Annotated in this window: 18 protein-coding genes; 8 read left to right on the top strand and 10 right to left on the bottom strand. The window is 70.7% G+C overall.

Going from position 1 to position 23,309, the window contains the following annotated elements:
- The first annotated feature begins 5 nt into the window (after positions 1-5).
- Together ACWEVS_RS26340 and ACWEVS_RS26335 are read left to right on the top strand one after the other, a co-directional pair.
- Positions 6-329, top strand: a complete 324-nt coding sequence (locus ACWEVS_RS26340) for a cupin domain-containing protein (RefSeq protein WP_449929087.1) — start codon at positions 6-8, stop codon at positions 327-329.
- Positions 330-504: 175 nt separating this feature from the next.
- Complete coding sequence (locus ACWEVS_RS26335) at positions 505-1,125, top strand: YigZ family protein (protein ID WP_452553823.1); 621 nt, start codon at positions 505-507, stop codon at positions 1,123-1,125.
- A 5-nt stretch (positions 1,126-1,130) separates the two neighbouring features.
- Here ACWEVS_RS26335 and ACWEVS_RS26330 read toward each other — a convergent pair whose 3' ends face one another.
- Positions 1,131-2,348, bottom strand: coding sequence for an isochorismate synthase (locus ACWEVS_RS26330; RefSeq protein WP_449929083.1), 1,218 nt, complete (start codon positions 2,346-2,348; stop codon positions 1,131-1,133).
- Positions 2,349-2,524: 176 nt separating this feature from the next.
- Here ACWEVS_RS26330 and ACWEVS_RS26325 point away from each other — a divergent pair, with 176 nt between their 5' ends.
- Positions 2,525-3,343 carry an SGNH/GDSL hydrolase family protein gene (locus ACWEVS_RS26325; RefSeq protein ID WP_452553821.1) on the top strand — a complete coding sequence of 273 codons (819 nt, stop codon included), beginning with the start codon at positions 2,525-2,527 and terminating at the stop codon, positions 3,341-3,343.
- On the opposite strand, the gene ACWEVS_RS26320 is transcribed toward ACWEVS_RS26325, so the two are convergent.
- Positions 3,327-4,043 carry an HNH endonuclease family protein gene (locus tag ACWEVS_RS26320; RefSeq protein ID WP_354916200.1) on the bottom strand — a complete coding sequence of 239 codons (717 nt, stop codon included), beginning with the start codon at positions 4,041-4,043 and terminating at the stop codon, positions 3,327-3,329. The genes ACWEVS_RS26325 and ACWEVS_RS26320 overlap by 17 nt on opposite strands.
- A 184-nt stretch (positions 4,044-4,227) precedes the next feature.
- Between ACWEVS_RS26320 and ACWEVS_RS26315 the strand changes: the two genes are divergently transcribed.
- Positions 4,228-5,130, top strand: a complete 903-nt coding sequence (locus tag ACWEVS_RS26315) for a S1C family serine protease (protein ID WP_449929079.1) — start codon at positions 4,228-4,230, stop codon at positions 5,128-5,130.
- On the opposite strand, the gene ACWEVS_RS26310 is transcribed toward ACWEVS_RS26315, so the two are convergent.
- The 3 genes from ACWEVS_RS26310 to ACWEVS_RS26300 all read right to left on the bottom strand — a co-directional run bounded on the left by ACWEVS_RS26310 (position 5,096) and on the right by ACWEVS_RS26300 (position 10,943).
- A complete protein-coding gene (locus ACWEVS_RS26310; protein WP_452553820.1) occupies positions 5,096-6,430 on the bottom strand; it encodes a glycosyltransferase family 4 protein in 1,335 nt (444 codons plus the stop codon). The genes ACWEVS_RS26315 and ACWEVS_RS26310 overlap by 35 nt on opposite strands.
- Positions 6,431-6,550: 120 nt before the next feature.
- Positions 6,551-9,661, bottom strand: coding sequence for a S41 family peptidase (locus ACWEVS_RS26305; RefSeq protein WP_452553818.1), 3,111 nt, complete (start codon positions 9,659-9,661; stop codon positions 6,551-6,553).
- A 268-nt stretch (positions 9,662-9,929) separates the two neighbouring features.
- Positions 9,930-10,943, bottom strand: coding sequence for an Rv2578c family radical SAM protein (locus tag ACWEVS_RS26300; protein ID WP_452553816.1), 1,014 nt, complete (start codon positions 10,941-10,943; stop codon positions 9,930-9,932).
- Between the two features lie 132 nt (positions 10,944-11,075).
- Here ACWEVS_RS26300 and ACWEVS_RS26295 point away from each other — a divergent pair, with 132 nt between their 5' ends.
- A complete protein-coding gene (locus tag ACWEVS_RS26295) occupies positions 11,076-11,363 on the top strand; it encodes a DUF3040 domain-containing protein (RefSeq protein ID WP_449929071.1) in 288 nt (95 codons plus the stop codon).
- 204 nt (positions 11,364-11,567) lie between these two features.
- On the opposite strand, the gene ACWEVS_RS26290 is transcribed toward ACWEVS_RS26295, so the two are convergent.
- Complete coding sequence (locus ACWEVS_RS26290; protein WP_449929069.1) at positions 11,568-12,212, bottom strand: hypothetical protein; 645 nt, start codon at positions 12,210-12,212, stop codon at positions 11,568-11,570.
- Positions 12,213-12,713: 501 nt separating this feature from the next.
- On the opposite strand from ACWEVS_RS26290, the gene bla reads away from it, so the two are divergent.
- The 3 genes from bla to ACWEVS_RS26275 all read left to right on the top strand — a co-directional run bounded on the left by bla (position 12,714) and on the right by ACWEVS_RS26275 (position 17,433).
- Entirely contained in the window at positions 12,714-13,652 is a 939-nt protein-coding gene (gene bla, locus ACWEVS_RS26285) for a class A beta-lactamase (RefSeq protein ID WP_452553815.1), read from the top strand.
- Positions 13,652-15,892 (top strand): transglycosylase domain-containing protein, encoded by a 2,241-nt coding sequence (locus tag ACWEVS_RS26280; protein WP_452553813.1) that lies wholly within the window; start codon positions 13,652-13,654, stop codon positions 15,890-15,892. Before bla ends, ACWEVS_RS26280 begins: the two co-directional genes overlap by 1 nt.
- 791 nt (positions 15,893-16,683) lie before the next feature.
- Positions 16,684-17,433, top strand: coding sequence for a TNT domain-containing protein (locus ACWEVS_RS26275; RefSeq protein ID WP_452417511.1), 750 nt, complete (start codon positions 16,684-16,686; stop codon positions 17,431-17,433).
- A 177-nt stretch (positions 17,434-17,610) separates the two neighbouring features.
- Here the strand turns inward: ACWEVS_RS26275 and ACWEVS_RS26270 are convergent, their stop codons facing one another.
- The 4 genes from ACWEVS_RS26270 to ACWEVS_RS26255 form a co-directional block, all read right to left on the bottom strand.
- A complete protein-coding gene (locus tag ACWEVS_RS26270; RefSeq protein ID WP_452417513.1) occupies positions 17,611-18,120 on the bottom strand; it encodes a hypothetical protein in 510 nt (169 codons plus the stop codon).
- Between the two features lie 99 nt (positions 18,121-18,219).
- Entirely contained in the window at positions 18,220-19,839 is a 1,620-nt protein-coding gene (locus ACWEVS_RS26265; RefSeq protein ID WP_452553811.1) for a penicillin-binding transpeptidase domain-containing protein, read from the bottom strand.
- 48 nt (positions 19,840-19,887) lie between these two features.
- Positions 19,888-20,541, bottom strand: coding sequence for a lysophospholipid acyltransferase family protein (locus tag ACWEVS_RS26260; protein ID WP_449929057.1), 654 nt, complete (start codon positions 20,539-20,541; stop codon positions 19,888-19,890).
- Between the two features lie 462 nt (positions 20,542-21,003).
- A complete protein-coding gene (locus ACWEVS_RS26255; RefSeq protein ID WP_452553809.1) occupies positions 21,004-23,295 on the bottom strand; it encodes a penicillin acylase family protein in 2,292 nt (763 codons plus the stop codon).
- Between the last annotated feature and the right edge of the window lie 14 nt (positions 23,296-23,309).

Genomic DNA, 23,309 nt, shown 5'->3' with positions numbered 1-23,309 from the left:
CCGGCATGAATCACCAGGACAACGACATGAACGTGCTGCACGTGGACGAGGTGGAGGCCGTCGAGGTGGTCCCGGGCATCGTCAGGCGGCGGCTGACGGCGACGGACCGGGCGCGCGGCTGGATGTACGACTTCGCCCCCGGCGCCGAGTGGCCCGAGGTCGACCGGCACGACGGGGAGGAGCGCTACTACGTGGTGTCGGGCGAGTTCATCGACAACGGCCACCGTCTCGGCCCGGGCAGCTACGTGGTCTTCGGTCCGGGCAGCACCCACCGGCCGCGCACCGAGTCCGGCGCCCGCATGCTCGGCATCAGTCTCCCTCCTGCCTGACCCTCCAGCAGGTCGTCACCGCCCGTCCGGGACACCGCCCGTCCGGGACACCGCCCGTCCGGGACACCGCCCGTCCGGGGCACCGCCCGGGCGGGCGCCCGTCACCGGCTTCCCGCGCGGGGGCGGCGACGGCGGGATACATTGATCTACTTTGTAAAGGCGGTAGCCTGGCCAGGTGACCCCTTACCTCACCCTGAAAGCCCCCGCCGAGCACGAGACCGAGGTCAAGAGGTCCCGCTTCATCTGCGCGATCGCCCCCGCCGAGAGCGTCGAGGCGGCCGCCGCGTTCATCGCCGAGCGGCGCAGGCTGCACCCCGGTGCCACCCACAACTGCACCGCCTACGTCATCGGTCAGCGCCTGCAGAAGGGCGACGACGACGGCGAGCCCGGTGGCACCGCCGGCACGCCGATGGTGCAGGCGCTGGTGGGCCGCGGCTTCAACGACGTGGTCGCGGTCGTGACACGTTACTTCGGCGGCGTGCTGCTCGGCGCGGGCGGCCTGGTCAGGGCGTACGGCTCGGCCGTGACCGAGACCCTCGACCGGGTGGAGCCGGTCCGCATGGTGCCCGCCAGGCTGGTGCGGGTCTCGGTCGGGCACGAGCTGGCCGGCCGGGTGGAGAACGCCCTTCGCGCGTCGGCCTATCCGGTGCGCGAAGCCGGCTACGGGGCCGAGGCGTCCTTCGCGGTGGCGGTGGGGCAGGACCAGATGGACGTCTTCACCGCCTGGGTGGCCACGCTGACGGCGGGCAGAGCGGCGGTGGCCGTGGAGGCGGAGGTCCACCTCCCCGAGGCGTGACGGGCTCAGCCCTCCAGCGCGTACTGCATGACGCGGAACTTGGTCTGCGCCTCGGCCAGCTCGCAGGCCGGGTCGGAGTCGCCCATGATGCCGCAGCCGGCGAACAGCCGGGCGCGGCGGCCCTTGACGATGCCCGAGCGCAGCGCGATGCCCCACTCGCCGTCGCCGTGGGCGTCGATCCAGCCGACGGGGCCGGCGTAGCCTGCCCGGTCCATGCCTTCGAGCTCGCGGATGAGCCGGATGGCGGTGTCGGTGGGGGTGCCGCCGACGGCGGCGGTGGGGTGCATGGCGGCGACGACGTCGAGGACGGAGGCGCCGTCGGCGAGGGTGCCGGTGACGTGGCTGGCCAGGTGCTGCAGGTTGGGCAGGACGAGGAGCTCGGGCTCGTCGGGCACGCTGAGCCTGGCCGCCAGCGGGGTGAGCGCCTCGCGGACGGAGGCGATGGCGCACTCGTGCTCGTGGCGGTCCTTGGTGGAGGCGAACAGGGCCGCGCCGCGGGCGATGTCGTCGGCGGGGTTGGTGCCGCGTGCGGTGGTGCCGGCCAGCACGAGGGATTCGATCTGCTGGCCCGTGCGGCGGATGAGCAGCTCGGGGGTGGCGCCGACGAGCCCGGCGACCGAGAAGGTGTAGCACTCGGGATAGCGCTCGGCCAGGCGGGTGAGCAGGAGGCGGGTGTCGATGGGGCGCTGCGCGGTGGCGGTGAGGTCGCGGGCGAGCACGACCTTCTCGAGCTCGCCTTCGCGGATGCGCCGGGAGGCGCGGGCGACGATGGCCTCCCACGCGGGGGCGGTGAGGCTGCCGTCGCCGTAGCTGATGCGCCCGGGATCGGTGATGGGGGCCGGCGGCCCGGCGGGGGCGGGATCGCCGATGGTGGTCATCCAGGTCTGCCCGTCGCGGCGGGTCAGCACGGTTCTGGGGATGACGAGAGTGGAGCCGGGTGAGTTCTCGTCGAAGGTGAAGGTGCCGAAGGCGACGGGCCCGATGCCGTCGTGGGTGTGGGCGTCGGCGAAGGCGGAGGAGAGCCACTGGCGGGCCCAGGCGAAGCGGCCGGGGCCCGAGGGCACGGTGACCTTGGCGGCCTCGCCCCATCCGGCGAGGCCCTCGCCGTGCCGGATCCACGCGTAGGGAGCGGTGGAGGGCAGGCTGGCGAGCAGGTTGCCGGGGTCCCCGATCGGGACGGTACGAACCGGCAGAGGGCGGGTTGTTCCGAGCGCGACACTCACTCAAGACATGCTATGCCGGAACTGAACGTGTTCGATTCAGGCCCCCTGCCAAGCCCTACCTTAGGGGAAAATCCGGACACCAGGTGGTATAGGGCTCAACCTGGTTGTGTCAAGCGTCGATAGGAAGTGGGTCCTTGTCGTGGCCTGCCCTCGCGGCCGTCTCTACCTTGGGGGCCATGATCCTTCGCGTGCTCACCGCTGTGATTCTGGTCTCCGGGTCGGGCGCCGTCGAGACCGAACCGGTGCCCGGGGTGATGGCGGCGCTGGGCGATTCGGTGAGCGCGGGGTTCAACGCCTGCGGCTGGTACGTCTCGTGCACGTCGCGCTCCTGGTCGGCGGGCGACAACGCGCACGTGCGCAGCCACTACCTCAGGCTGGCCGAGCGGGAGCCCGAGCTGCGGGGCAACAACCGCAACTTCGCCGTGCCGGGGGCGACCAGCGCCGATCTGATGGGCCAGGTGGACAAGGCGGTCGCGGTCAAGGCGGAGTACGTGACGATCATGCTGGGCGCGCAGGACGCGTGCGTGCGCACCGAGGCGGCGATGACGCCCGTCGAGGTGTTCGGGCAGCGGGTGCGGGAGGCGATGGACCGGTTGCGCGCCGACCTGCCGCAGGCGCGGGTGTTCGTGGCCAGCATCCCCGACCTGCGCAGGTTGTGGAAGGTCGGCAAGGACGACGTGATCGCGCGGACGTTCTGGGGGCTGGGCAGGATCTGCCAGGCGATGCTGGCCAACCCCACCTCGACGAAGCGGGCCGACGTGCGGCGGCGGGCCAGGGTGCGGGCCAGGGTGATGGCCTTCAACAGGGAGTGGGAACGGGCGTGCGCTGCCTACGGGCCGCGGTGCCGTACCGACGAAGGCGCGGTGTTCTCCTATCCGTTCTCGCTGGACCTGGTGAGCAAGTGGGACTACTTCCATCCGAACGCCGACGGCCAGCGGGCGCTGGCCGGCATCACGTTCGAGAAGGGGTTCGACTGGTCTACCGACACACTCTGAGCATGGTGGCCTTGTCGGCCCTGGTGACGGCCATGCCGTACTTCAGCGCGACCTGGGCGAAACGGACGGCGTAGGCGCAGCGGACGCGGCGCTGGGGCGGCAGCCACGCGGCCGGGCCGGAACCGCCCTTGGCCTCGTTGGTGTCGCCGTCGACGGGCAGCAGGTTGAGCGGGTCGTTGGCGAAGCGCAGCCGCTTGGCGGCGGGCCAGCGGGTGGCGCCCATGCGCCAGCTGTAGGACAGCGGGACGACGTGGTCGACCTGGATGTCGTCGGCGCGTCTCTTGCGCCAGGCGATGGTGCGCCCGGTGTAGGGGTCGTCGAGGCTGAGCGCGACGACGTCGCAGGAGGAGCCCCTGCGGTAGGACAGGTCGTGCCCGTCGCGGGCCAGCAGGTCGTCGCGGGTGCGGCAGCCGTTGCCCGCGTACGGCAGGTCGGTGGCGGTGTCGGCCCAGTTCTCGCCGTAGCGGGCGCGGCTGTAGCCGGTCTTGGGCCCCATGCCCCGCACGCGTAACCCGCCGATGAGGTCGCGCGCGGCGGACCTGTCGTCCGCGCTGGTGATGGGGGCCAGCCCTGGGCGGGTGCCGTGGGGGTTGTCGAGCGGGGTGGCCGCGGCGGTGGCCGGCTGGCCGGGGTGCCGTCCGAGGAGGCCGGCGAGGAGTACGGCGGCGGCCAGCACGGCGACCGCGTCCCGAGTGCTCAAGTGGCGCCTCCCGGCCATTCATGGGCACAGGCCGAGTAGATTCCCGCTTCCCCGGGGTTCGACACGACATGCTCGGCTCGGGTGAGGAAGGTGTGACGGAGGAGGTGGTCCGGCGCGCTGACGATCGCCATCACGTGCTGGGCGAGTTACCGTGTAATCGTGTAATCGACACGGGAGGTCTCGCATGTCCGATCCCCTCGACGCCTACTCCAGCACCGTGTCCTCGGTCGCCGCCGAGCTGATGCCGAAGGTGGCCGGCGTGCGTGCGGACAGGGGCAGCGGTTCGGCCGTGGTGTTCACCACCGACGGCTTCCTGCTGACGAACGCGCACGTGGTCGGCTCGTCCCGGTCGGGGACGGTGGCCTTCGCCGACGGGTCGGCGAGCGACTTCGTGCTGGTGGGCCGGGATCCGCTGTCGGATCTGGCTGTGATCAGGGCCGAGGGCGCGACGCCCGCTCCGGCGGTGCTGGGCGACAGCGACGGCCTGGTGGTGGGCCAGCTGGTGGTGGCGGTCGGCAACCCGCTGGGCCTGGCCGGTTCGGTGACGGCGGGCGTGGTGTCAGGGCTGGGCCGCTCGCTGCCCGTGGGCGGGCGGCTCATCGAGGACGTCATCCAGACCGACGCGGCGCTCAATCCCGGGAACTCCGGCGGGGCGCTGGCCGACGCGCGCGCCAGGGTGGTGGGCATCAACACCGCCGTGGCGGGGGTCGGGGTGGGCCTGGCCGTGCCCGTGAACTCCACCACGCGCTCCATCATCGCCGCGCTGATCAGGGACGGCAGGGTGCGCCGGGCCTTCCTCGGCCTGGTGACCTCGCCCGCGCCGCTGCCCGAGGCGCTGCGGGCGCGGACCGGGCAGCGGCAGGCGCTGCGGGTGATGGAGGTGGTGCCGGGCTCCCCGGCGGCGCGGGCGGGGCTGCGGGCGGGCGACCTGGTGCTGAGCGCCGGACGCAACCCCGTGGGCGACGCGCAGAGCCTTCAGCGGCTGATGTTCGCCGAGGCGATCGGGCGGCCGTTGCCGATCACGGTGTTCCGCAACGGCGCGCTCGTGGACGTCATCGCTGAGCCGGTGGAGCTGGAGACGGTGTGAGCGCGGGCGGCTCGGGCGCGGCCGGCGCGGCGGCGGGGGCGGGCTTGACGTAGGTGCCGTTGCGGCGGGCCAGCAGCTCCTCCAGCAGGGCGTCCCACTTGGCGCCGACGGACTGCACGTCGTAGGTGGCGGCGGTGGCCAGCGCGCCCTCGGCCAGCCGGTGGCGCAGCTCCTCGTCCTCGATGACGCGGATGAGGGCGGCGGCCAGGTTGGCGTTGGTGCGCGGCTTGACCAGCAGGCCGTCGACCTCGTTGGTGATCATCTCCTTGGGGCCGTGCGGGCTGTTGAAGCTCACCACCGCCAGCCCCTTGGCCATCGCCTCCAGGATCGTCATGGGGAAGCCCTCGTGGCGCGAGCTGAGCGCGAAGATCGAGGCCTTCTCCAGCTCGGCGCCGACATCGGTGGTGGGCCCCGGCAGCTCGATCCTGTCCTGCAGCCCGGCCTCGGCCACCTGGGCCCGCAGGTTGTCCTCCTGCGGTCCCGCGCCGAAGATGCGCAGGGTCCAGTCGGGGTGGGCGGCCGCCACGGTCTCCCAGGCGGTGATGAGGCGGTGGAAGCCCTTGAGCCTGGTCATGCGGCCGACGGCGACCACGACCTTGTTCTCGAGCTTGGAGACCTCGCCCGTCATGGGCGGCACCGCGTTGGGGATGCGGGCCAGCTTCTTCGGCTTGCGCCGCAGCGTCTCGCGGTAGTCGCGCAGGTCGGCCTTGGTGAGGGTGACCAGCGCGTCGAAGCTGCGGTAGCGGCGCTTGATGAGCTCCTGCACCTCCTGCGGCTGTCCCTGCAGGGCCACGTGCTCCTGGCCGATGGTGATGACGCTCGGCAGCGCCAGCTGGGCCAGGGCCAGGTTGAGGCCGGGCCTGGTGGCCATGACGACCCCGGTGTCGATCGAGCGGATCCACCTGGCCAGCTGCAGGTCGGTCCACAGGTTGAAGCGGTGGTAGGCCGCCTCCTGCGGGGGGATGAGCCTGCTCGGCACCTTCGACAGCCGGCCGCGCAGGCCGGTCCTCGGGACGAGCCGGTCGTCGAGGAAGCGGACCTTCACCCGCGGGTCGAGGGGGAAGAACGGCTCCTCGGCCTCCTTGAGGATGGAGACGATCTCCACGTCGCGGCCGGTGGCGGCCAGGTATCCGGCCAGGTTGAAGACCGTCCTGATGGTGCCGCCCATGCCGTAGGCATGCAGAAGAAGGATCTTGATCTGGTGCGTGGACGGAGGTGGCGCGGCTCGTCCGCGCCTGCGGTTGTTGGCCTCGAACAGCCGGTAGACGGCCGCCTTGCCCTTGCCTGCCAGTGCACGCACCTGTGGGGGTCCCCTTCTCGGAAGCTTCCGGGTTCACGCGCTTGCCTGTCCCCGTGGCGCGTTCCCCCGCTTTCGCCCTTTAGACGCTCCAATGATGGAGAAGGTTGCAAAGTCTGAGCATCAGCTGTGAAAGATCCGTTCTATCGCGAGATCGATGGCTTTCTCGAGTTGCGTGTCGATCCCTCGGGCGTAGTCCTGAGGTGTGATATCAACCTCAAAGTCCGGGTCTGTCCCATAATTCTCCACTCGCCGGTCACCTTCGACAAAGGTGAAGGAATATTCCGGTTGGGTGGTGAGCGTGCCGTCGGCCAGCCGGTGACGTGGCCAGATGCCGATGACACCGCCCCACGTGCGCTTGCCGACCAGCGGGCCGAGTCCGAGCAGCTTGAAGGTGTGGCTGAAGATGTCGCCGTCGGAGCCCGCCCACTCGTTGGTGACGGCCACCAGCGGGCCGCGCGGCGACTCCGGCGGGTACGGCTCGGCGTCGCCGCGACGCGGATGCTCGTAGCCGACGCGGCGGCGGGCGAGCTTGTCGAGCAGGAGCGCGGAGATGTTGCCTCCGGTGTTGAACCTGACGTCCACGATGAGCGCCTCGCGGTCGTACTCGGACAGGTAGCCGCGGTGGAACTCGCCGAACCCGGCCGTGCCCATGTCGGGGATGTGGACGTAGCCGACACGGCCGCCGCTGCGCTGGTGGCAGCGGGCGCGGTTGAGGTTGACCCAGTCGCGGTAGCGGGCGGGCTGCTCGTCGGCGATGGCGCGGACGGTCACGCTGAACGTGCGCCCCTGCCTGGACAGGGCCAGCTCGACCTCCTGCCCGGCCTGGTTGACCAGTGCCTGGTTGGGCGTGGTGGTCGCGCCGACGGGGATGCCGTTGACGGCCAGCAGCGCGTCGCCCTGCCGTACGTGGACGCCGAGCCGGTTGAGCGGTGAGGTGGCCTCCGGATCCCACGGGTCGCCCTGGACGACGCGGCCGATCACGTAGGCGCCGTCCCTGTACTCCCAGTCGACGCCGAGCTTGCCCTGGGTGTAGTCGGGGCCGGGCCGGTACTCGCCGCCGATCTCGTAGGCGTGGCTGGTGCCGAGCTCGCCCTGCAGCTCCCACAGCAGGTCGGAGAACTCCCCCCGGGTGGTGACGCGGTCCAGCAACGGCAGGTAGCGCTCGTAGACGGCCTGCCAGTCGAGCCCGGCCATATCGGCCGACCAGAAGTTCTCCCGCTGCAGCCGCCACGCCTCGCGGAACATCTGCCGCCACTCCGCCTCGGGGCTGAGGGAGACCTTGACACGGGACAGGTCGAGCCATCCGCTCTGCCGGCCGGGCGTCTCGTCGTCCACGTCGGGGACCTCACCGGCCTTGAGCAGCCGCAGGCGATCTCCGGCCCGGTAGAGCAGGCTCCGGTGGTCGGCGGCCAGCACGAAGTCGGTGACGTCGGTGGCGAAGGTCTCGTCCTTCTGCTTGTCGAAGTCGAACAGGTGCAGCGTGCCCTCGTCGGCCTCGATCGGGTGGGACAGGATCAGCACCTTGCCCTTGAGCCCCGCCAGCCGCTCGTAGCGTCCCTCGGGCAGCGGGAAGGCGGTGATCCGGTACGGCAGGCGCTCGACGTCGACGGCCGGCTCACCCGGCACGTCGCCCTCGTCCTCCCCTTCCTCCGCCTCGTCCCTGCCGTCGTCCTCGTCGTCCCCGTCGTCGTTCTTGGCGGCGAGCGGCCGCGGCCGGGGCACGAACGGGGAGGGCACGTCCTCGCGCAGGGCGATGGCGTAGGGCCTGGTGCCCAGCGGGAAGCCGAGATCGAACTGCAGGGCGTCGTAGACGGGGTTGAAGACGCGCTGGCCGATGAAGTAGAGGTAGTCGCCCTCGGGATCGAAGGCGGGGCGGTAGTCCTTGAGCACCGGATGGGTGGCGGTCACCGTACGGCCGGAGGGCACGTGGTGCATCTTGATGGCGGTGTGCTGGGCGCTGGTGGGCGAGGCGTAGGCGAGCCAGCGGCCGTCGGGCGACCAGGCGGGGTCCTCGACCGCGGCGTGCGGGTTGGCCTCGACCAGGGTGGCGGTGCGCCTGGCGAGGTCGACGACGTGGAGCTCGTGGCGGTGGTTGGTCACGGCGATCAGGTCACCGGCGGGCGCGGCGACCAGGTCGGTGACCCGTCCGGTGTCGAGGTGGTCGAGGCGTGTCTGGCTCCTGCCGTCGAGCAGCACGAGGACCTCGCGGTCGCCGTCGTCGCTGGCGGCGGCCACCAGACCGCCCCCGCCGGTCCAGGTGAGGAAGCGGTAGCGGACGCCGTCGACCTCCCCGTGCTGGTGGACGGGCCCCTCCCAGCCGGCGAAGGTGTAGGCCTTGCCACGGGTCGCGATCGCCACCGCGCTGCCGTCGGGGCTGGGCGTGGCGCTGTCGAGGTAGTCGGAGGCGTCGACGAAGCGCCGGTTGCGCTGGGTGCGGGAACTGGCCAGCAGCACCTCCACCCGCCTGGTCTCGCTGTCCGGTTCGAGGACGTAGAGGTCACCCGCCGCGTGGTAGACGAGCGTGTGGCCGTCGCTGGAGAGGTTGCGGGCGTAGTAGTCGCGGTGATGGGTGTGCTTGCGCAGGTCCGAACCGTCGGGCGCGCACGAGTAGACGTTGCCGGTGCCCTCGTGGTCGGACAGGAAGCAGACCCGGTCACCGCTCCAGCACGGCGAGGCGAGGTTGCCCGGCAGGCTGATCAGCCGCCGCCAGTCGCCCTGACCGGCCGGGTCGATCCACAGATCGCCGGCGGTGCCGCCCCGGTAGCGCTTCCACCGGGCGGGGTCGGCGGTGTTGCGGCCCAGCACGATCATGTCCCGCGGTCCGTGGCTGATGCTCGTGGCCGGCCCGTACGGCAGGCGCTCGGGCACCCCGCCGGGCCGCACCCGGTGCAGCCACTTCTGCCCCTCGAACGGCTGCTGCGCGTCGCTGGCGTACAGCACCCTGTCGTGCGGGTCCCAGCCGGTGACGGTGCACCGGGCACCGTGGAAGGTCACCCGCCTGGCCGCCCCGCCGCCCGCGGGCATGACGTAGACCTCCTCGGGACCCTCCTCCCTGCCGACGAAGGCGAGCTGGTCGCCGCGCGGCGAGAACCGCGGGTAGGCGGCCTCGGCCAGCCCCGCGGTCAACCGGAAGGCGCGCCCGCCCTGCGCGGGGACCATCCAGAGATCGTCCTCCGCCGCGAAGACGACGACGTCTTTGAAGATCGCTGGGAAGCGCAGGTATGCCGTCATTGGCCGCTCCGTGATCAGGCAGCCGGACGGGCGGCCGGCTGCCTGATCATGATCGCACCGTCGCGGTGAGGGGAACCTACTCGCCTTCCGGTTTCTTGCCGGCCTCGCGTTTGGCGTTCTTGGAGGCTCTTGTCGCCTTGATGCTCGCCTTCTTGGCCTTTCCGGACTTGGCGGGTTTCTTCTGCGGTTCTGGCATTGGTCGTTCCCCCGATGTGTCGGCCCGCTATTCGGGCATCAACCCCGTTAATACCCAAATGGCTACTTGGCCTCACAAAAGGGACAACTGTTCCGGCTTGGCGGCTTGCTCCGGTCTGATGCGCCACGAAGGCGAGCGGCCGATCCCGGCATGCTCGGCCAGCCGCCTGACGTGGGCCGTCACCTGATCCTGGTAGGCCTTCGGCGCGTAGGCGCCCCTGCCGTACAGCTCCAGGTAGCGCGGCACCAGCCGCGGATGCTCGCGCGAGAGCCAGCCGAGGAACCATTCGCGCGCCCCGGGCCGCAGGTGGAGCACGATCGGCGTGACGTGCGTGGCGCCGGCCGCCGCGATCTGCCCGACCGTCTCCTCCAACTGCCCGGGGGAGTCGGACAGGTAAGGCAGGATCGGCGCCATCAGCACGCCGCAGGCGATGCCGCTGTCGTTGAGCCGCCGGCAGACTTCGAGCCGCCGCCGCGGATGGGGGGTGCCCGGCTCCACCGTCCGCCACAGCTCGGCGTCGAGGAAGCCCACCGACACCGCCGTGCTCACCTCCGTCACCCGTGCCGCCGACACCAGCAGCGGCAGGTCGCGCAGGATCAGCGTGCCCTTGGTGAGGATCGAGAAGGGGTTGGCGGCCTCGCCCAGCGCCCGCAGGATGCCGGGCATCAGCCGGTAGCGGCCCTCGGCGCGCTGGTAGCAGTCGACGTTGGTGCCCATCGCGACGTGCTCGCCGCCCCAGCGCGGCGCGGCGAGCTCCTTGCGGGCGAGCTCCGCGGCGTTGACCTTCACCACGATCCTGGAGTCGAAGTCGTGGCCGGCGTCGAGGTCGAGATACTCGTGGGTCTTGCGGGCGAAGCAGTAGACGCACGAGTGGCTGCACCCCCGGTAGGGGTTGATGGTGTAGGAGAACGGCACGCGACTGGCGGCCGGCACCTTGTTGATGATCGATCTCGCGTGGATCTCGTAGAAGGTCATCCCCCGGAACTCGGGGGTGTCGAAGGTGCGGGTCACCGCGCCACGGGCGAACAGCGGCAGCGCCGAATCGTCGCCGCCGGCGTCGGTCAGACGCAGGTTGTCCCAGCGCATGACATGATTAGAACGCAGGTTCGACAATGATCGCAACAGGAAAGACTCTGCAATTCGCTGCCCTAGGAACGGATAATGATCTTCACGGTTGGGCAGGAAACGGTGCACAGAGCTTGCGTTCGGAGGTGCACGATGGCCTGGTCGCAGGACGAGGAGCGGATGCTGGCACAGATCGAGCGCCACCTCGTCGACGATGATCCGCGACTCGTCGCGCGGCTGGAGTCGTTCAACGATCGCGTACGGCGCAGCGAGGAGTCCGAGCGCCGCCGGACGGCCAGAGCCAACGGCGAGCAGCCCGCCAGGCGCCGCCTCCGCCGCTCGACGGTCATCATCGTGATCAGCTGGGTGCTGATCGCCACGCTGGTGGCGACGCTGCTGGTGCTGGTCCTCCGCCAGGAGGCCGCCGCGCTGGCCTTCTAGGCCGCCCCGGCGGCCGCACTCGCGACGGCCTTCAGGGTGCGCCGCCGCCGGCGGGAGCTCGTGGAGCTCGGCCGCCGGCAGCCGCTCCCGCACGTCCCACGGCATCCCCGACCGTGCGGGCACGGCCCGGATCCCGGGCCGCCGGATACTCGGTCACCGTGGGTGCAGGCGGGCGCCTACGCGATACGGTCACCGTCGATGTACTTACTTGGCCGACAGGACGCGTCCCATGAAGATGGGGCGCTTGGTCTCCCAGTACCTCCAGCCCTCGACCCTCGACGGGACGTTGGCGATGCCGGTGGCGACCGGGTGGACGTCGCAGTTCTGGAACTGCCGCCAGGCCGAGAAGCCGATGCGGTAGCCGAAGACGCGGTACCACAGGTTGCCGTACATGTTCTTGCTGATGGTGTGGGTGTACTCGTGGCCCGCCTCGACGATGTTCTCCTCGGCGAGCAGCGGGTTCACGTTGTTGCGCAGCCTGCGGATCAGAGTGTCCTGGTTGAAGGGCATCTGGATCTCGCTGCCCTTCTCGCGCTCGATCTCGACTTCCCAGTACACGCGGTGCTGGCGCCTGACGGTCGCCGTGATCTCGCCGCCGGGGCCGTCGATGAAGCGGCTACGTGGGATGAAGAAGTTCCTCGGCTCGAAGTTGTGGAACCGGAAGAAGCTCCTGGGCCTGCACTTCCTCCTGGCCTCCTCCCGCAGCGTGGGGCGACCGTTGGGGCGGGGATCCGAAGCCGCGACCCCTGCGGAGGCCCCGCTCCCCACGGTCGGGGACGCGATGGCCGGTGAGCACAGGCTGGCGCCGAGCGCCATGGAGACGGATCCCGCCAGCGTCAGCGTCGCCACCCTCCTCAGTGGCTTGTGCCGCGCCGGCGGTGTCGGTGTGGTGTCTGTTCGGGGACTCGTGAACATAGAGAAAATCCGTTCCCTCTCGGATCGCGGCGGGGCCGCGACTGACTCGCTGGCCGGATGACGGCCGACGCTCGTCCGTTGAGTGACTCAACGTAACAATGAGGATGCTTACAGTCGTCGCGGGTTGTCTTGTGACGACACGCCACGCCGGAGTCTCCCGAGCGAGGAAAGTGCCGGTCAAAAGCTACGAAAACGCTGAGCGCCGCGCGGCGTCCCCGCTCCGCCGGCGGTGCGGCAGGGCCGGTCATGGCACGGAAAGATCACGTTTCCTGATGTGACGGGCCCGCCACTCCGTCTGGCACGGTCCCGCGACACGCGACACCACCAGTTCTCATATCGAAACTGATATTGGTTGATCGTCCATATCGCTATTGGACTGCACCGGGCCGGGCCTGCTTTGCTCCTTGCCTCTGACAGCCGACGCAAGGATGTGACATGCGAAACCCGCGCGCCCGCCGGCTCTCGGCCGCGCTGCCCGCGACCGCTCTGGCGATCTCCCTCCTGTCCGGGGCCGCCCCCGGCATCGCCACGGCCTCGGCCGCCACCGTGACGGCGGCGCGGCCGCTCTCGGCGCAGGCCCAGGTCGGGAAGGAACTGCGCGAGCTCGAGGCGTCCTTCGACGGCCGCATCGGCGCGTACGCCGTGGACACCGCGACCGGCAGGACCGTGACATACCGGGCGGGCGGGCGTTTCCCGTTGCTGTCGACGTTCAAGGCGCCCTTGTGCGCGGCCGCGCTGCACAAGGCCCGCACCTCCGAGCCCGGCCTGATGGAGAAGGTCGTCACGTGGACGGCCGCCGACCTCAAGCCCAACTCGCCGACCACCGAGAAGCACGTCGAGGACGGCCTGACGGTCGCCCAGCTGTGCGAGGCGACCATCACCCTGAGCGACAACACCGCGGGCAACATGGTGCTCAAGCAGATCGGCGGGCCGGCCGGCCTGACGAGGTACTTCCGCTCGCTGAAGGACCCGATCTCCCGCCTGGACCGCTGGGAGACCGAGCTCAACGACTGGACCCCCAAGGACAACCGCGACACCACCACGCCCGCCGCCATCTCCCGCGACCTGCGCCTGATCACGACCGGGAACGCGCTGCACCCCAAGGACCGGGCACGGCTCAACGCCTGGCTCATCGCGAGCAAGACCGGCGACGAGCGCATCCGTGCCAGCCTGCCCAAGACGTGGACCATCGGCGACAAGACCGGCACGAACACCGAGATCGGCGCGGGCAACGACCTCGCCGTCATCTGGCCGGGCAAGGCGGCGGCGCCCATCATCATGGCCGTCTACACCAACCGCGGCACCCCCGCCGTCGACAACACGGTCATCGCCAAGACCGCCACCATTCTGGCGCGTGGGCTCGGCAAGCTCTGATGGCGCGACGGACAGCGAAGGTCGTCCGGCTGGCCGCCGCGGGCGTGGCGGCCGGCGTGGTCGTGGCGGGGATCGCCTTCCCCGCCACGGGGGGTGCGGGTCTGGGGCTCATGTCGGCTGTGGGACAGGTCGACCTCAGGCCGGTCGCCCTCGCCGAGCCGCCGCTGGCCGAGGTCACGACCGTGCAGGACGCCAAGGGCAACGAGATCGCGCGCTTCTACGAGCAGTACCGGGAGGCCGTCGGCTTCGACGAGATCGCCGAGGTCATGAAGAAGGCGATCGTCTCGATCGAGGACTACCGCTTCTACGAGCACGGCGCCATCGACCTCGAGGGCACGGTGCGGGCGCTCGCCACGAACCTGCGGGCGGGCCAGGTCAGCCAGGGCGGGTCGAGCATCACCCAGCAGTACGTCAAGCAGGTGCTGCTCAACTCCGCCGACACGCAGGCCGAGCAGAACGCCGCCCTCGAGGCCAGCTACGCGCGCAAGCTGAAAGAGCTGCGGTACGCCATGGGGGTCGAGAAGGCCTACACCAAGGACCAGATCCTCGAGAAGTACCTGAACATCGCCTACTTCGGCGCCGGCGCCTACGGCGTCGAGGCGGCGGCCAAGCGGTTCTTCGGCGTCCGGGCCGGCAAGCTCACACTCGCGCAGGCGGCGACGCTGGCGGGAGCCGTTCAGGATCCGAACGCCACCGACCCGAACCTCGGCGGCAAGTACCGCGAGCGGCTGCGCAAGCGCCGTGACGTGGTGCTCGACCGGATGGCCGAGCTGGGCGCGATCACCCCGGCGGCGGCCGCGGCGGCGAAGGCCACCAAGCTCGGCTACAAGGGCACGAAGCTCCCCGGCGGCTGCGAGTCCACCAAATACACCTACTTCTGCCTGTATGTCCGACACGAGATCCTGAGCAACCCCGACTTCGGCAAGACCGCCGACGAGCGCCTCAAGATGCTCAACCGCGGCGGGCTGACCATCAAGACCACGATCAACCCGGCCATGCAGGCCGCCGCCGACCGGGCCATCAGGCGGTACGTGCGCGCCTCCGACGGTCCCCTCGCCGCCGAGGCCCTGGTCCAGCCGGGCACCGGAGCGATCAGGGCCATGGCCGCGAGCCGGCCGTACGGCCCCCGCAAGTCCAGGAACGAGATCTCCTACAACGTCGTCGCGGACGCCGCGCACGGCGGCGGGGTCGGGTTCCAGGCGGGCTCCACGTTCAAGACCTTCACCCTGATCAGCGCGCTGCAGCGGGGCATGAAGCTCGACGACGGCCTGAGCGCCGGCGCCGGCTACCGGGCGCCGGACTTCGCCACGTTCAGGACCTGCGCGGGCGGGAAGGTCGGCGACCCCCGGCACACGGTCACCAACGACGAGGGCTCGCCCGGGTGGAAGACGCTGCGGACCGGCACCTGGAGTTCGGTGAACACCTTCTTCATGGAACTCCAGCAGCGGGTCGGGCTCTGCAGCACGGTCACCACGGCCCAGTCGCTGGGCGTCCGGCGTGCCGACGGTCGCAAGCTGCGCGAGGTCGAGACGTTCACGCTCGGCGTCAACGAGATGGACCCGGTGACGGTGGCCAACGCGTACGCGGCCATCGCGGCGCGCGGCCGGTACTGCGCGCCGATGGCGATCACGCAGATCACCGACCGGGACGGCAAGGTCACCCGGTACCGGCCCAAATGCCGCCAGGCACTCGACCCCGAGATCGCCGACGCGACGGCGGAGGTGCTGTCCGGCGTGTTCACCAAGGGCACGATGCGCGGCGTCGGGGGCATCGGGCGCCCCGCGGCGGGTAAGACGGGCACCACCGACGGCTACGCGACCGCCTGGTTCGCCGGATTCACTCCGGATCTGGCGTCGGCGGTCAGCATCGGCGACCCGCGCGGCTCCCAGCGGTACAAGCTGACCGGGGTGACGATCGGCGGGCGCTACTACGGAACGGTGGAGGGGGCCACCCTGCCCGGGCCGATCTGGAAGGACACGATGATCGGCGCGCTCACGGGCGTGCCGCCGACGCGGTTCACGCCCCTGAACGCGGAGCGCTTCGAGGGCTGCTCCGGGCACTGCCGTCCCGCGCCGGAGTCCGCACCCGACGACGGCGACAGCGCACGTGAGGCCGACTCCGGCACCGACGCCATCGGGAACGCCGACGAGTCAGGTGCCGACGAGGCCGCCGATCCTGACACCGGGGCCGTGGAGGACACCCGTCCGCGTGGCCGCCGCCACGGTCCGCCCAACGGCTGAGGCCGGTCTCCCACCTGTCCGGGCCGCCGGCCGTTCCGGCGCCAGGCGGCACGCTCGTCCGGGTGGGCGAAGCGGGCAGTGCCCGGGCGCGGCGGGCGGGGTTGCGGTGGCGCGGCCCCGGTGGCGCGGCTCCGGTGGCGCGGTCCCCTTCGGGACATGCGGCGGCCGACGAACGTCGAGGGCCCCGGCGACATGCCGGGGCCCTCTTCTCAACGTGTCACATGGAGTCGGCGCGACTCATGCTCCATCATGACCGCCACCTCGCCGCCGACGCACGCACGACACGCCAGGCAACCGCCTCCCGCACACCTCGAGCCGTGTCGCCCCTGACCGGCGCCGTCCCTGGAAGGTCCGTCGGACGGCGTGGCCGCGTCGTCGAGGACGGCCGGCGGATTCTCCGGAAAGTGTGCAATCGGCATATATATCCGACATGGCGATACAAAATAGCATGTGCTGGGAAATTCAGAAAATAGCGCACTGCCGCGTTCATTGCTCTATTCTTTGCTCTTCTCTTGCGGTTGATGTGATCTGGTTCCAGTGGTGCCGGGAATGTAGAGATCGATCACATTATTCATGTGCGTAATGCACTCATGTCCGCATGTACTCAGAGGAGCGCCCTTCTCGAGCGAGAAATGCCGAAGCGGCTGATCCGGCGGAAGTCGCGGTGCGATCGGGTGCGTACGTCGCTGAATCGCTTGTGGTCAACCTTCATGTATTTGTCGTCCACAATTGACGGGAAAGTCATGCGATTCTATCGACGAAGCGCCATGCTGGTCGCTGCGATATACGCGATGGCCGGCGCCATGGGCGGGGTGGCCGCGCACGCCGACAGCGTTCTGCAGTCCGAAACCCGGCTCGTTCATGCGGCGGATCTCGGTCCGACGCCGCCGCCCGGTAAAGGCGAGAGCGACAGCAGGAGCACGCCGGGCGGCCAACTGGTCTGCGGACCGCCGTACGTGACCGGCGACCCGGACCTCGGGCCGGTCTTCCTGCCGCGGACCGGCTATCTCGGTGCGCTCCTGCGCGGCTACGTGCCGCTGGGCACTCTCAGCCCGCAGCATTTCCTGTCGCGCTACTGGGACTACACCACGAACGACTACCGCTACCCGCCCAACGCCGGATTCGCCCAGTCCGGCAATTACCCCAACGGCAGGCTGCTGGTCAAGACGACGATTCTGCAGATCGGCATGAGGCTCGACCGCTTCGGAGGATACGGGGGCGCATACCTGGCGCCGATGGGCGACCTGTTCATCAGGCGCGGGCTGCCGCCGCGCAACCTCAACACCAACGCGCAGGATCCCGAGCACCCATGTAATTACCACGCCTTCCGGGTCCTCAAGCCCTTCCGCGTCGATGTGGGCCCGGCCGCCCCCGCCTTCCAGCAGCCGGGCGGCGGCACGCAATACCACGTGCTCAGCAAGTACATTCCCGAGGCTCCGCAGACCAGCCAAGAAGTTCCGGTGAGCTGGCTGCTGGCGAACCAGTACCTGGAGGAGATCGCGCCGATCCCGCCGGCCGATCTCGTGGCCGGCAGCGAGTAGGACACGGGGGCCTGGCAGCGGCGGCGCTCGCCTGCGGCGGGGTGCGAAGATCTCGCCGGCGGCGGGCGCCGAACCTCGCCCGACCGCTGAGACTGCCTCCCGAGCAGGGAAGCCCGCCTCGCCGTCGACCAGCCGGATCCTCTCCGCGCCAGCGAGGATCGCGGCCGGCTTGATTCGTCAGGTCCTTGCGGGCTTGATGTCGATCACGATCATCTTGTCGTGACGGAAGCTGTCGAGGTCGGCGGCGTTCCAGGTCTCGCCGGGCCTGATCTGGTGGAACCTGAAAGTCGCGTTGGTCTCATTGGCGTTCACGATGCAGCGCACGGCGTTGGGCGGGTCGAGGGCGTAGACCAGCCGGCTGAACTCCAGGGCGAACGCGACGCCGTTCATGAGAAGGATCCGCTGGTCATCGTCGCTGATCGTGGGTGCGCCATCCACGCTGACGATGTCGATCGGGACGTGGTCCTCCAGATGGAAGGAGCTGTCGGAGCACTCCCAGCCGGTGAGGTCGTGGAAGGAGGGGAAGCCTTCGGCATGTCCCGTCGAGGACGCCCAGGTGAGCACCTCGCCGCGGCGGACGATGCCTTCCGCCACGCGCTCGCGAAGGCCCGCGGCAAGGCCGCCTGGTGGCTCGACGCCCGCCAGCCCGCCCAATACCCGGAGCATGTCGGCTGCGGCGTCATTCATCGACAAGGACAGCATGCGTCCCATGATCGCAGCTCAGCTGTCCGCGGGGCGGTGGTCGGGGCCGGCCGCGCTCGTGGACGGCGCGCCGCTTCGCTGCTTCTAGGGCAGCGAAGCGGCCAGGCCGCGCAGGAAGGCCGCCGCGACGGGCGCGGCCACCTTGCCGCCACCGCCACCGCCTTCGACGACGACCGCGAAGGCCACGTCGCCCCGGTAGCCCATGAACCACGCGTGGGACGGAAGCTCGGGGCCGGTGCCGTACTCGGCGGTGCCGGTCTTGCCGCGCGTGCCCTCGGGCAGACCCGCCGCCTTGGCGGTGCCCTTGGTGACCACGGCCGCCATCATCGACCGCAGGTCTTCGGCCACGTCCTCGGGCAGCTTCACCGCCGCCGCCTTCTGCTTCAGGCCGGACACCAGCGTCGGCGGGCGCCAGGTGCCGTCGGCCAGCGCGGCCGCGACCGAGGCCATGGTCAGCGGGCTGGCGGTGATCCTGGCCTGGCCGAAGGACGCGGCGGCGAGCTCGGCGTCGGACTGGGTCCTGGGGAAGCTGGCCTTGGCCGCGGGGACGCCGACGGCCAGCGGCTGGTTGAAGCCGACCATCTCGGCGGCCTTCAGCAGCTTGTCGGAGCCCAGCCGTTCGGCGGCCATCGGGGCGATGGTCGTGTTGCAGGAGTAGGCGAAGGAGTCGGAGAAGGTGAGCGAGCCGTACTCGGCGTGCTCGGAGTTGCGCACCTTCAGGCCGCCGATGGTGGCGTACTTGGGGCAGGTCACCCGCTGGGTGGGGGAGACGCCCTCGGCCAGCAGGCCGAGCGCGGTGACGGCCTTGAAGGTCGAGCCCGGCGGGTAGCGGCCGTCGAGCGCCCGGTTGAAGCCGCCGCGGTTGTTGACGACGGCGAGGATCTCGCCCGTGGCGTGCCGTACGGCGACCAGGGACGTGGGTTTGGGCAGGTCGCGGACCGCGGTGACGGCCGCGGTCTGCACCCGCGGGTCGAGCGTGGTCTCCAGCGGCTTGCCCTTGCTGCCGTCGATCCTGCCGAGCACCTTGTCGCCGAGCATGATCTCGGTGGCGGGGGTGCCCGCCAGCCGCTTCTGGAAGTTCTCCTGCAGGCCGCCGCGGCCGATCGCGTCGCCGGCACGGTAGGAGGGGCCGAGCTTGGCGACGTCCTTGGCGGTGGCCTTGTCGAGGAAGCCGACCAGTTGCTGCACCGACCCGCCGACCTGGCCGGTGTCGATGCGCTCGCCCGAGGCGTCGGTGATGGCGCCGCGCCGCGGCCAGTCGGTCTTGAGCTTGAAGGCGGCGCCGCCCGTCAGCGACGGGTGGAGCGTGCTGGGCGACCAGGCGACCTTCCACGCGCGCTCGGCGACCTTGAGATCGATCTGGCCGGTGTAGGACCACTCGCCGATGTGCCTGAGCGTGAGCGTGGCGGTGTAGGGGGCGGTGGCGGTGTCGTCGCCGTGGTCGACGACCCGGCCCACGGTGATCGCCATCCGCTCGACGTCGAGGCCCTTACGCTGCTGGTCGTAGGCGGCCAGCGACTGGGGCGCCACCAGCTCGGCCGTCATCTTCGGCGTGTCGCCCGCCTGCCAGGCCGCCGCGAAGCGCCGGGCGGTCTCCTCCGGCGAGCCGCGGGTGTGCAGCAGCCAGTAGGCACCGCCCGCGGCGGCCCCCACCGCCAGCACGGTGGCTCCCGACACGATCGCGATCGTCCGGCCACGCGCCACGAGTCACCCCCATGTCCTCGATCGGCTCACGAGCTTAGCGTCGGCCGATCACGACCGGCCAGCCTTCACGCTGGCGGCGTAGGTGGCCACGTACTCCTGGCCCGACAGCTTCTGGATCTCGGCCATGATCTCGTCGGTGACCCTGCGCCTGTCGCGGGCGTTCCTGTGGTCGCCCTCGAAGGTCAGCGGAGCGCCGATCTTGATGCCGATCCTGGTGAGGCGCGGCACCTTGGCTCCCGGCGGCATGACGTTCTCCGTGCCCGACAGCGCCACGGGCAGGACCGGCGCGCCCGTCTTCAGTGCCAGCCACGCCACGCCGATCTTGCCGCGGTACAGGCGGCCGTCGGGGGAGCGGGTGCCCTCGGGGTGGATGCCGAACAGTTCGCCCCGCTCGAGCAGGTCGGCCGCGCTGTCGAGCAGGGCCTGGGCGGCGGTGGCCGTCTCGCGGTCGGCCGGCAGGCTGCCGCCCAGGCGCATGAACCACTGCGAGACGGGGTTGCCGCTGAAGTACTCGCTCTTGGCGGCGAAGGTCACGTGGCGGGGCAGGAGAGCGGGAAGCAGGAAGGAGTCGATGACCGCCAGGTGGTTGGCCGCCAGGATGGCGGGACCCTTGGCCGGGACGTGGTAGGCGCCGGAGATGTGCGGGCGCCACATCACGTGCGCCATCGGCGCGGCGACGAACTTCACCATCTGGTACAGCAACGGCTCTCCTGGGTCGTGGGACGGCGAAGCCCACCCTAGTGGGCCCGGCGCCGGCCCACGTCCCAACGCGGCACGGCGCCCCACCCCTCACGGGTGGGGCGCCGTCTCCACGTTCAAGGCCGCTGTGGCGGTCGCCTCCTCGGCGAGATGCACAACACGGCTCCAGCCGAACGGTATTCCGTGAAGGCGGTAATTTGCGGCCCGGGGGACACAGACCACAGCGGCCTTGTCGACTCTAACGGACATCCGGCGGTCGCTATTCCATCCCGCCCCAAGACTGGGTCAGCACTTGCCTCACCGGACCCATGAGAAACGGCAAAAGCGCAGGTCACGGCGCTCTGGTCGGCTTTGGCGCAACGGGAAGGAAATCCGCGCCGGGCCCGCCGGCGCCCCGGGTCGTGACAGCCGGCGATCCGCTCCACCGTCTGGGCACCAGGACGGCCTTCTCGTAGGGCGTCTGCCTCACCCGCGTACCGTGGTCGTCCGCAGATGCGGGTCGGCGGCGATCTCGGCTTCGGTGAAGCGCTCGCTGACCCACTGGCCGCGCGAGAACAGGACGGTCTGGTCGGTGTGGTGGGGCGAGTCCGGGTTGGTGGAGAGCGAATAGGTCAGGATGGTGCGGGTACGGGGCCCGGCGCGGGTGAGCTCGACGGCCATCATGAAGCTGGAACCGGTGTCCACCTCCGGGTAACGCCCGTCGGTGCCGAGCCGGCCGCGCATGCGTACCCTGTCGAAGCAGCCCTCCCCTTCCGTGCAGCCGGGAACCGGGATCGAGGAGTAGTGCTGCGCCTGGCCGGGGGTGAGAGCCAGGGGGATGCGGTTGGTCTGGAAGTAGAGCACGGCGTCGGCCAGGGCCTGCCGTACCACCGGGTCGTCGCGTTTGAGCCCCCGAGGGGTGGTCAGCGGATGCGCGGGATCGAACGGCACCCGCCAGGGGGTGAAAACGGGGTCCCCCGGCCTGGTGGGACGCTCCAGCCGAGCGAAGAACTCTCGCCACAGGACGGCTCCCTGGCCGTCCAGGGTGGCGCGCCCGTCCCAAGCACGCAGCGTCCGGCAGGCCTCGCGCACGTTCACCTGCCTGCCGGCGGACGTGGTCAGCTCGGGGTGGGTACGGCACAGCTTCAGCAGGTCCGAGCGCATGAGCTCGAAGGTGTGGTTGCGCTTGCCCTGCGCGGTGGCCTGGAGCGTTCGCAGGGTGAAGCCCGGATCGCCGAGCCCGTCGGTCCCGGACAGCCGCTGGGCGATCATGTCCAGGCTGACACGGGGGCGCGGCTCCAGCTCGGTACGCGCCTCGCCCCACACGCGCGGGTAGCCGGTCAGCGGCGCCGACGGGTTCGTCATCCAGGCGGTGTTGTTGGAGTTGGCCACGTAATCGGCGCGGGTCAGCTTCGGCTGGCTGCCCGGCCCGAAGATGCCCGGCACGACGGCGTCGCGATCCTTGCCCCACAGGCACGCGGAGGTCGAGCCGTCCAGGACGTACGCCTCCAGGCCCGGCATGGGCGAGGGCTTGGCGCAGCGGTCCGCCTGGGCGTCGGTGACGTGGGGGACGACCGAGGTGTCGGCGAAGAAGGCGGTCCCACCGGCGTCCGTGGCGAGCGTGTGGACGAACGGCATGCCCTGATGCGCGGTCTGGGCCGCGCGGAGCTGGGTGAGGTTCCTCGCCCTGGCCATCGCCAGCCACTCGTCGGCCGCCCGCAGGTTTGCGGCGTTGGCGTCGGCCAGCGCGTAGGCGACCTTGTCGGTCTGCCCGGCGGCCACCACCGGGCCGTAGCGCGAGGTGTGGAGCGTGTGGGCCACCGTGGTGCCGTCCTGCAGGGTGACCTGCACCTCCTGGCGGCCCATCGGCTCGGCGTGGCCGTCCACCAGGTAGCTGGTGGGGTCCACGAGGTCGAGCTGGTAGAGGCTGAAGCGCTGGGCGTGGGAGACGGTGTGGGCCCAGGCCACAGCCGCGTTGTGGCCGATCTGGACGACCGGCGTGCCGTACAGGCTGGCGCCGGAGACGTCGAGCACGCCGGGGATGGTGAGGTGCACCTGGTAGAAGCGCCGGATGCCGTTCCACGGGAAGTGCGGGTCGGCCAGCAGCATGCCGTGGCCTTCGCGGGTGGCCCGGCGGCCGAGTGCCCAGGCGTTGCTGCCCGCGGCTGGCCGCCGCTGCGGCCCCTCGGCCACGGCTCCTCCGACGATGTGCTCCTTGAACTGGGAGCTGCTGACCATGCGACCGAGGTCGAGGAGGTTGTTCCAGATGTCGGTGGCGGTGATCCGGCCGACCCAGGCCTTGCCTCGGCAGGTGGGATCCGGCAGGTTCGCCACCCCGGTCTCCTCCAGGTAGCGGTTGTACCCGGCGGCGTAGCCGTCGACGAGCCGGCGCAGCTCGTCGCTCGGGCCCACCGGTGGCGGCTGGGCCAGCAGCCGTCGCACGACGCCTGAGTCGGCGACGCTCTTGTAGTAGACGTCGCTGACCAGGTTGGCGACCGGGCGGACCGGGTCGTCGGACTTCGCCTGGGGGCCGAAGTGCCTGGATCGCTCACCCCGCAGCGTCACCACCCAGGAGGCCAGCACGCACAGGTTGTCCTGCGCGAAGGCGTAGCCGTACCCGAATCCGAGCCCGCCATAGTCCTTGGCGGACACGTGCGGGAGACCGTACTCGGTGCGCCGGATCTGCGCGGAGTAGCGGGCGTCCGCCGCGCTGGTGGGCACTGCCACCACGACCGCGGTGATCAGGGACAGCGCGATCAACCCTGCCAGTCTCAGCATGAGCGTCATGGGAC

The sequence above is a fragment of the Nonomuraea sp. NPDC003754 genome, assembly GCF_053605785.1.
Note: the sequence above shows the minus strand (reverse complement) of the source record. Positions and strands in the feature narration are given on the sequence as shown.

Bases quoted from the DNA above. Each gene is read 5' to 3' on its own strand.
- ACWEVS_RS26340 (WP_449929087.1), top strand. From the start codon at position 6: ATGAATCACCAGGACAACGACATGAACGTGCTGCACGTGGACGAGGTG.
- ACWEVS_RS26325 (WP_452553821.1), top strand. From the start codon at position 2,525: ATGATCCTTCGCGTGCTCACCGCTGTGATTCTGGTCTCCGGGTCGGGC.
- ACWEVS_RS26315 (WP_449929079.1), top strand. From the start codon at position 4,228: ATGTCCGATCCCCTCGACGCCTACTCCAGCACCGTGTCCTCGGTCGCC.
- ACWEVS_RS26305 (WP_452553818.1), bottom strand. From the start codon at position 9,661: ATGACGGCATACCTGCGCTTCCCAGCGATCTTCAAAGACGTCGTCGTC.
- ACWEVS_RS26300 (WP_452553816.1), bottom strand. From the start codon at position 10,943: ATGCGCTGGGACAACCTGCGTCTGACCGACGCCGGCGGCGACGATTCG.
- ACWEVS_RS26295 (WP_449929071.1), top strand. From the start codon at position 11,076: ATGGCCTGGTCGCAGGACGAGGAGCGGATGCTGGCACAGATCGAGCGC.
- bla (WP_452553815.1), top strand. From the start codon at position 12,714: ATGCGAAACCCGCGCGCCCGCCGGCTCTCGGCCGCGCTGCCCGCGACC.
- ACWEVS_RS26280 (WP_452553813.1), top strand. From the start codon at position 13,652: ATGGCGCGACGGACAGCGAAGGTCGTCCGGCTGGCCGCCGCGGGCGTG.
- ACWEVS_RS26275 (WP_452417511.1), top strand. From the start codon at position 16,684: ATGGCCGGCGCCATGGGCGGGGTGGCCGCGCACGCCGACAGCGTTCTG.
- ACWEVS_RS26270 (WP_452417513.1), bottom strand. From the start codon at position 18,120: ATGAATGACGCCGCAGCCGACATGCTCCGGGTATTGGGCGGGCTGGCG.
- ACWEVS_RS26255 (WP_452553809.1), bottom strand. From the start codon at position 23,295: ATGCTGAGACTGGCAGGGTTGATCGCGCTGTCCCTGATCACCGCGGTC.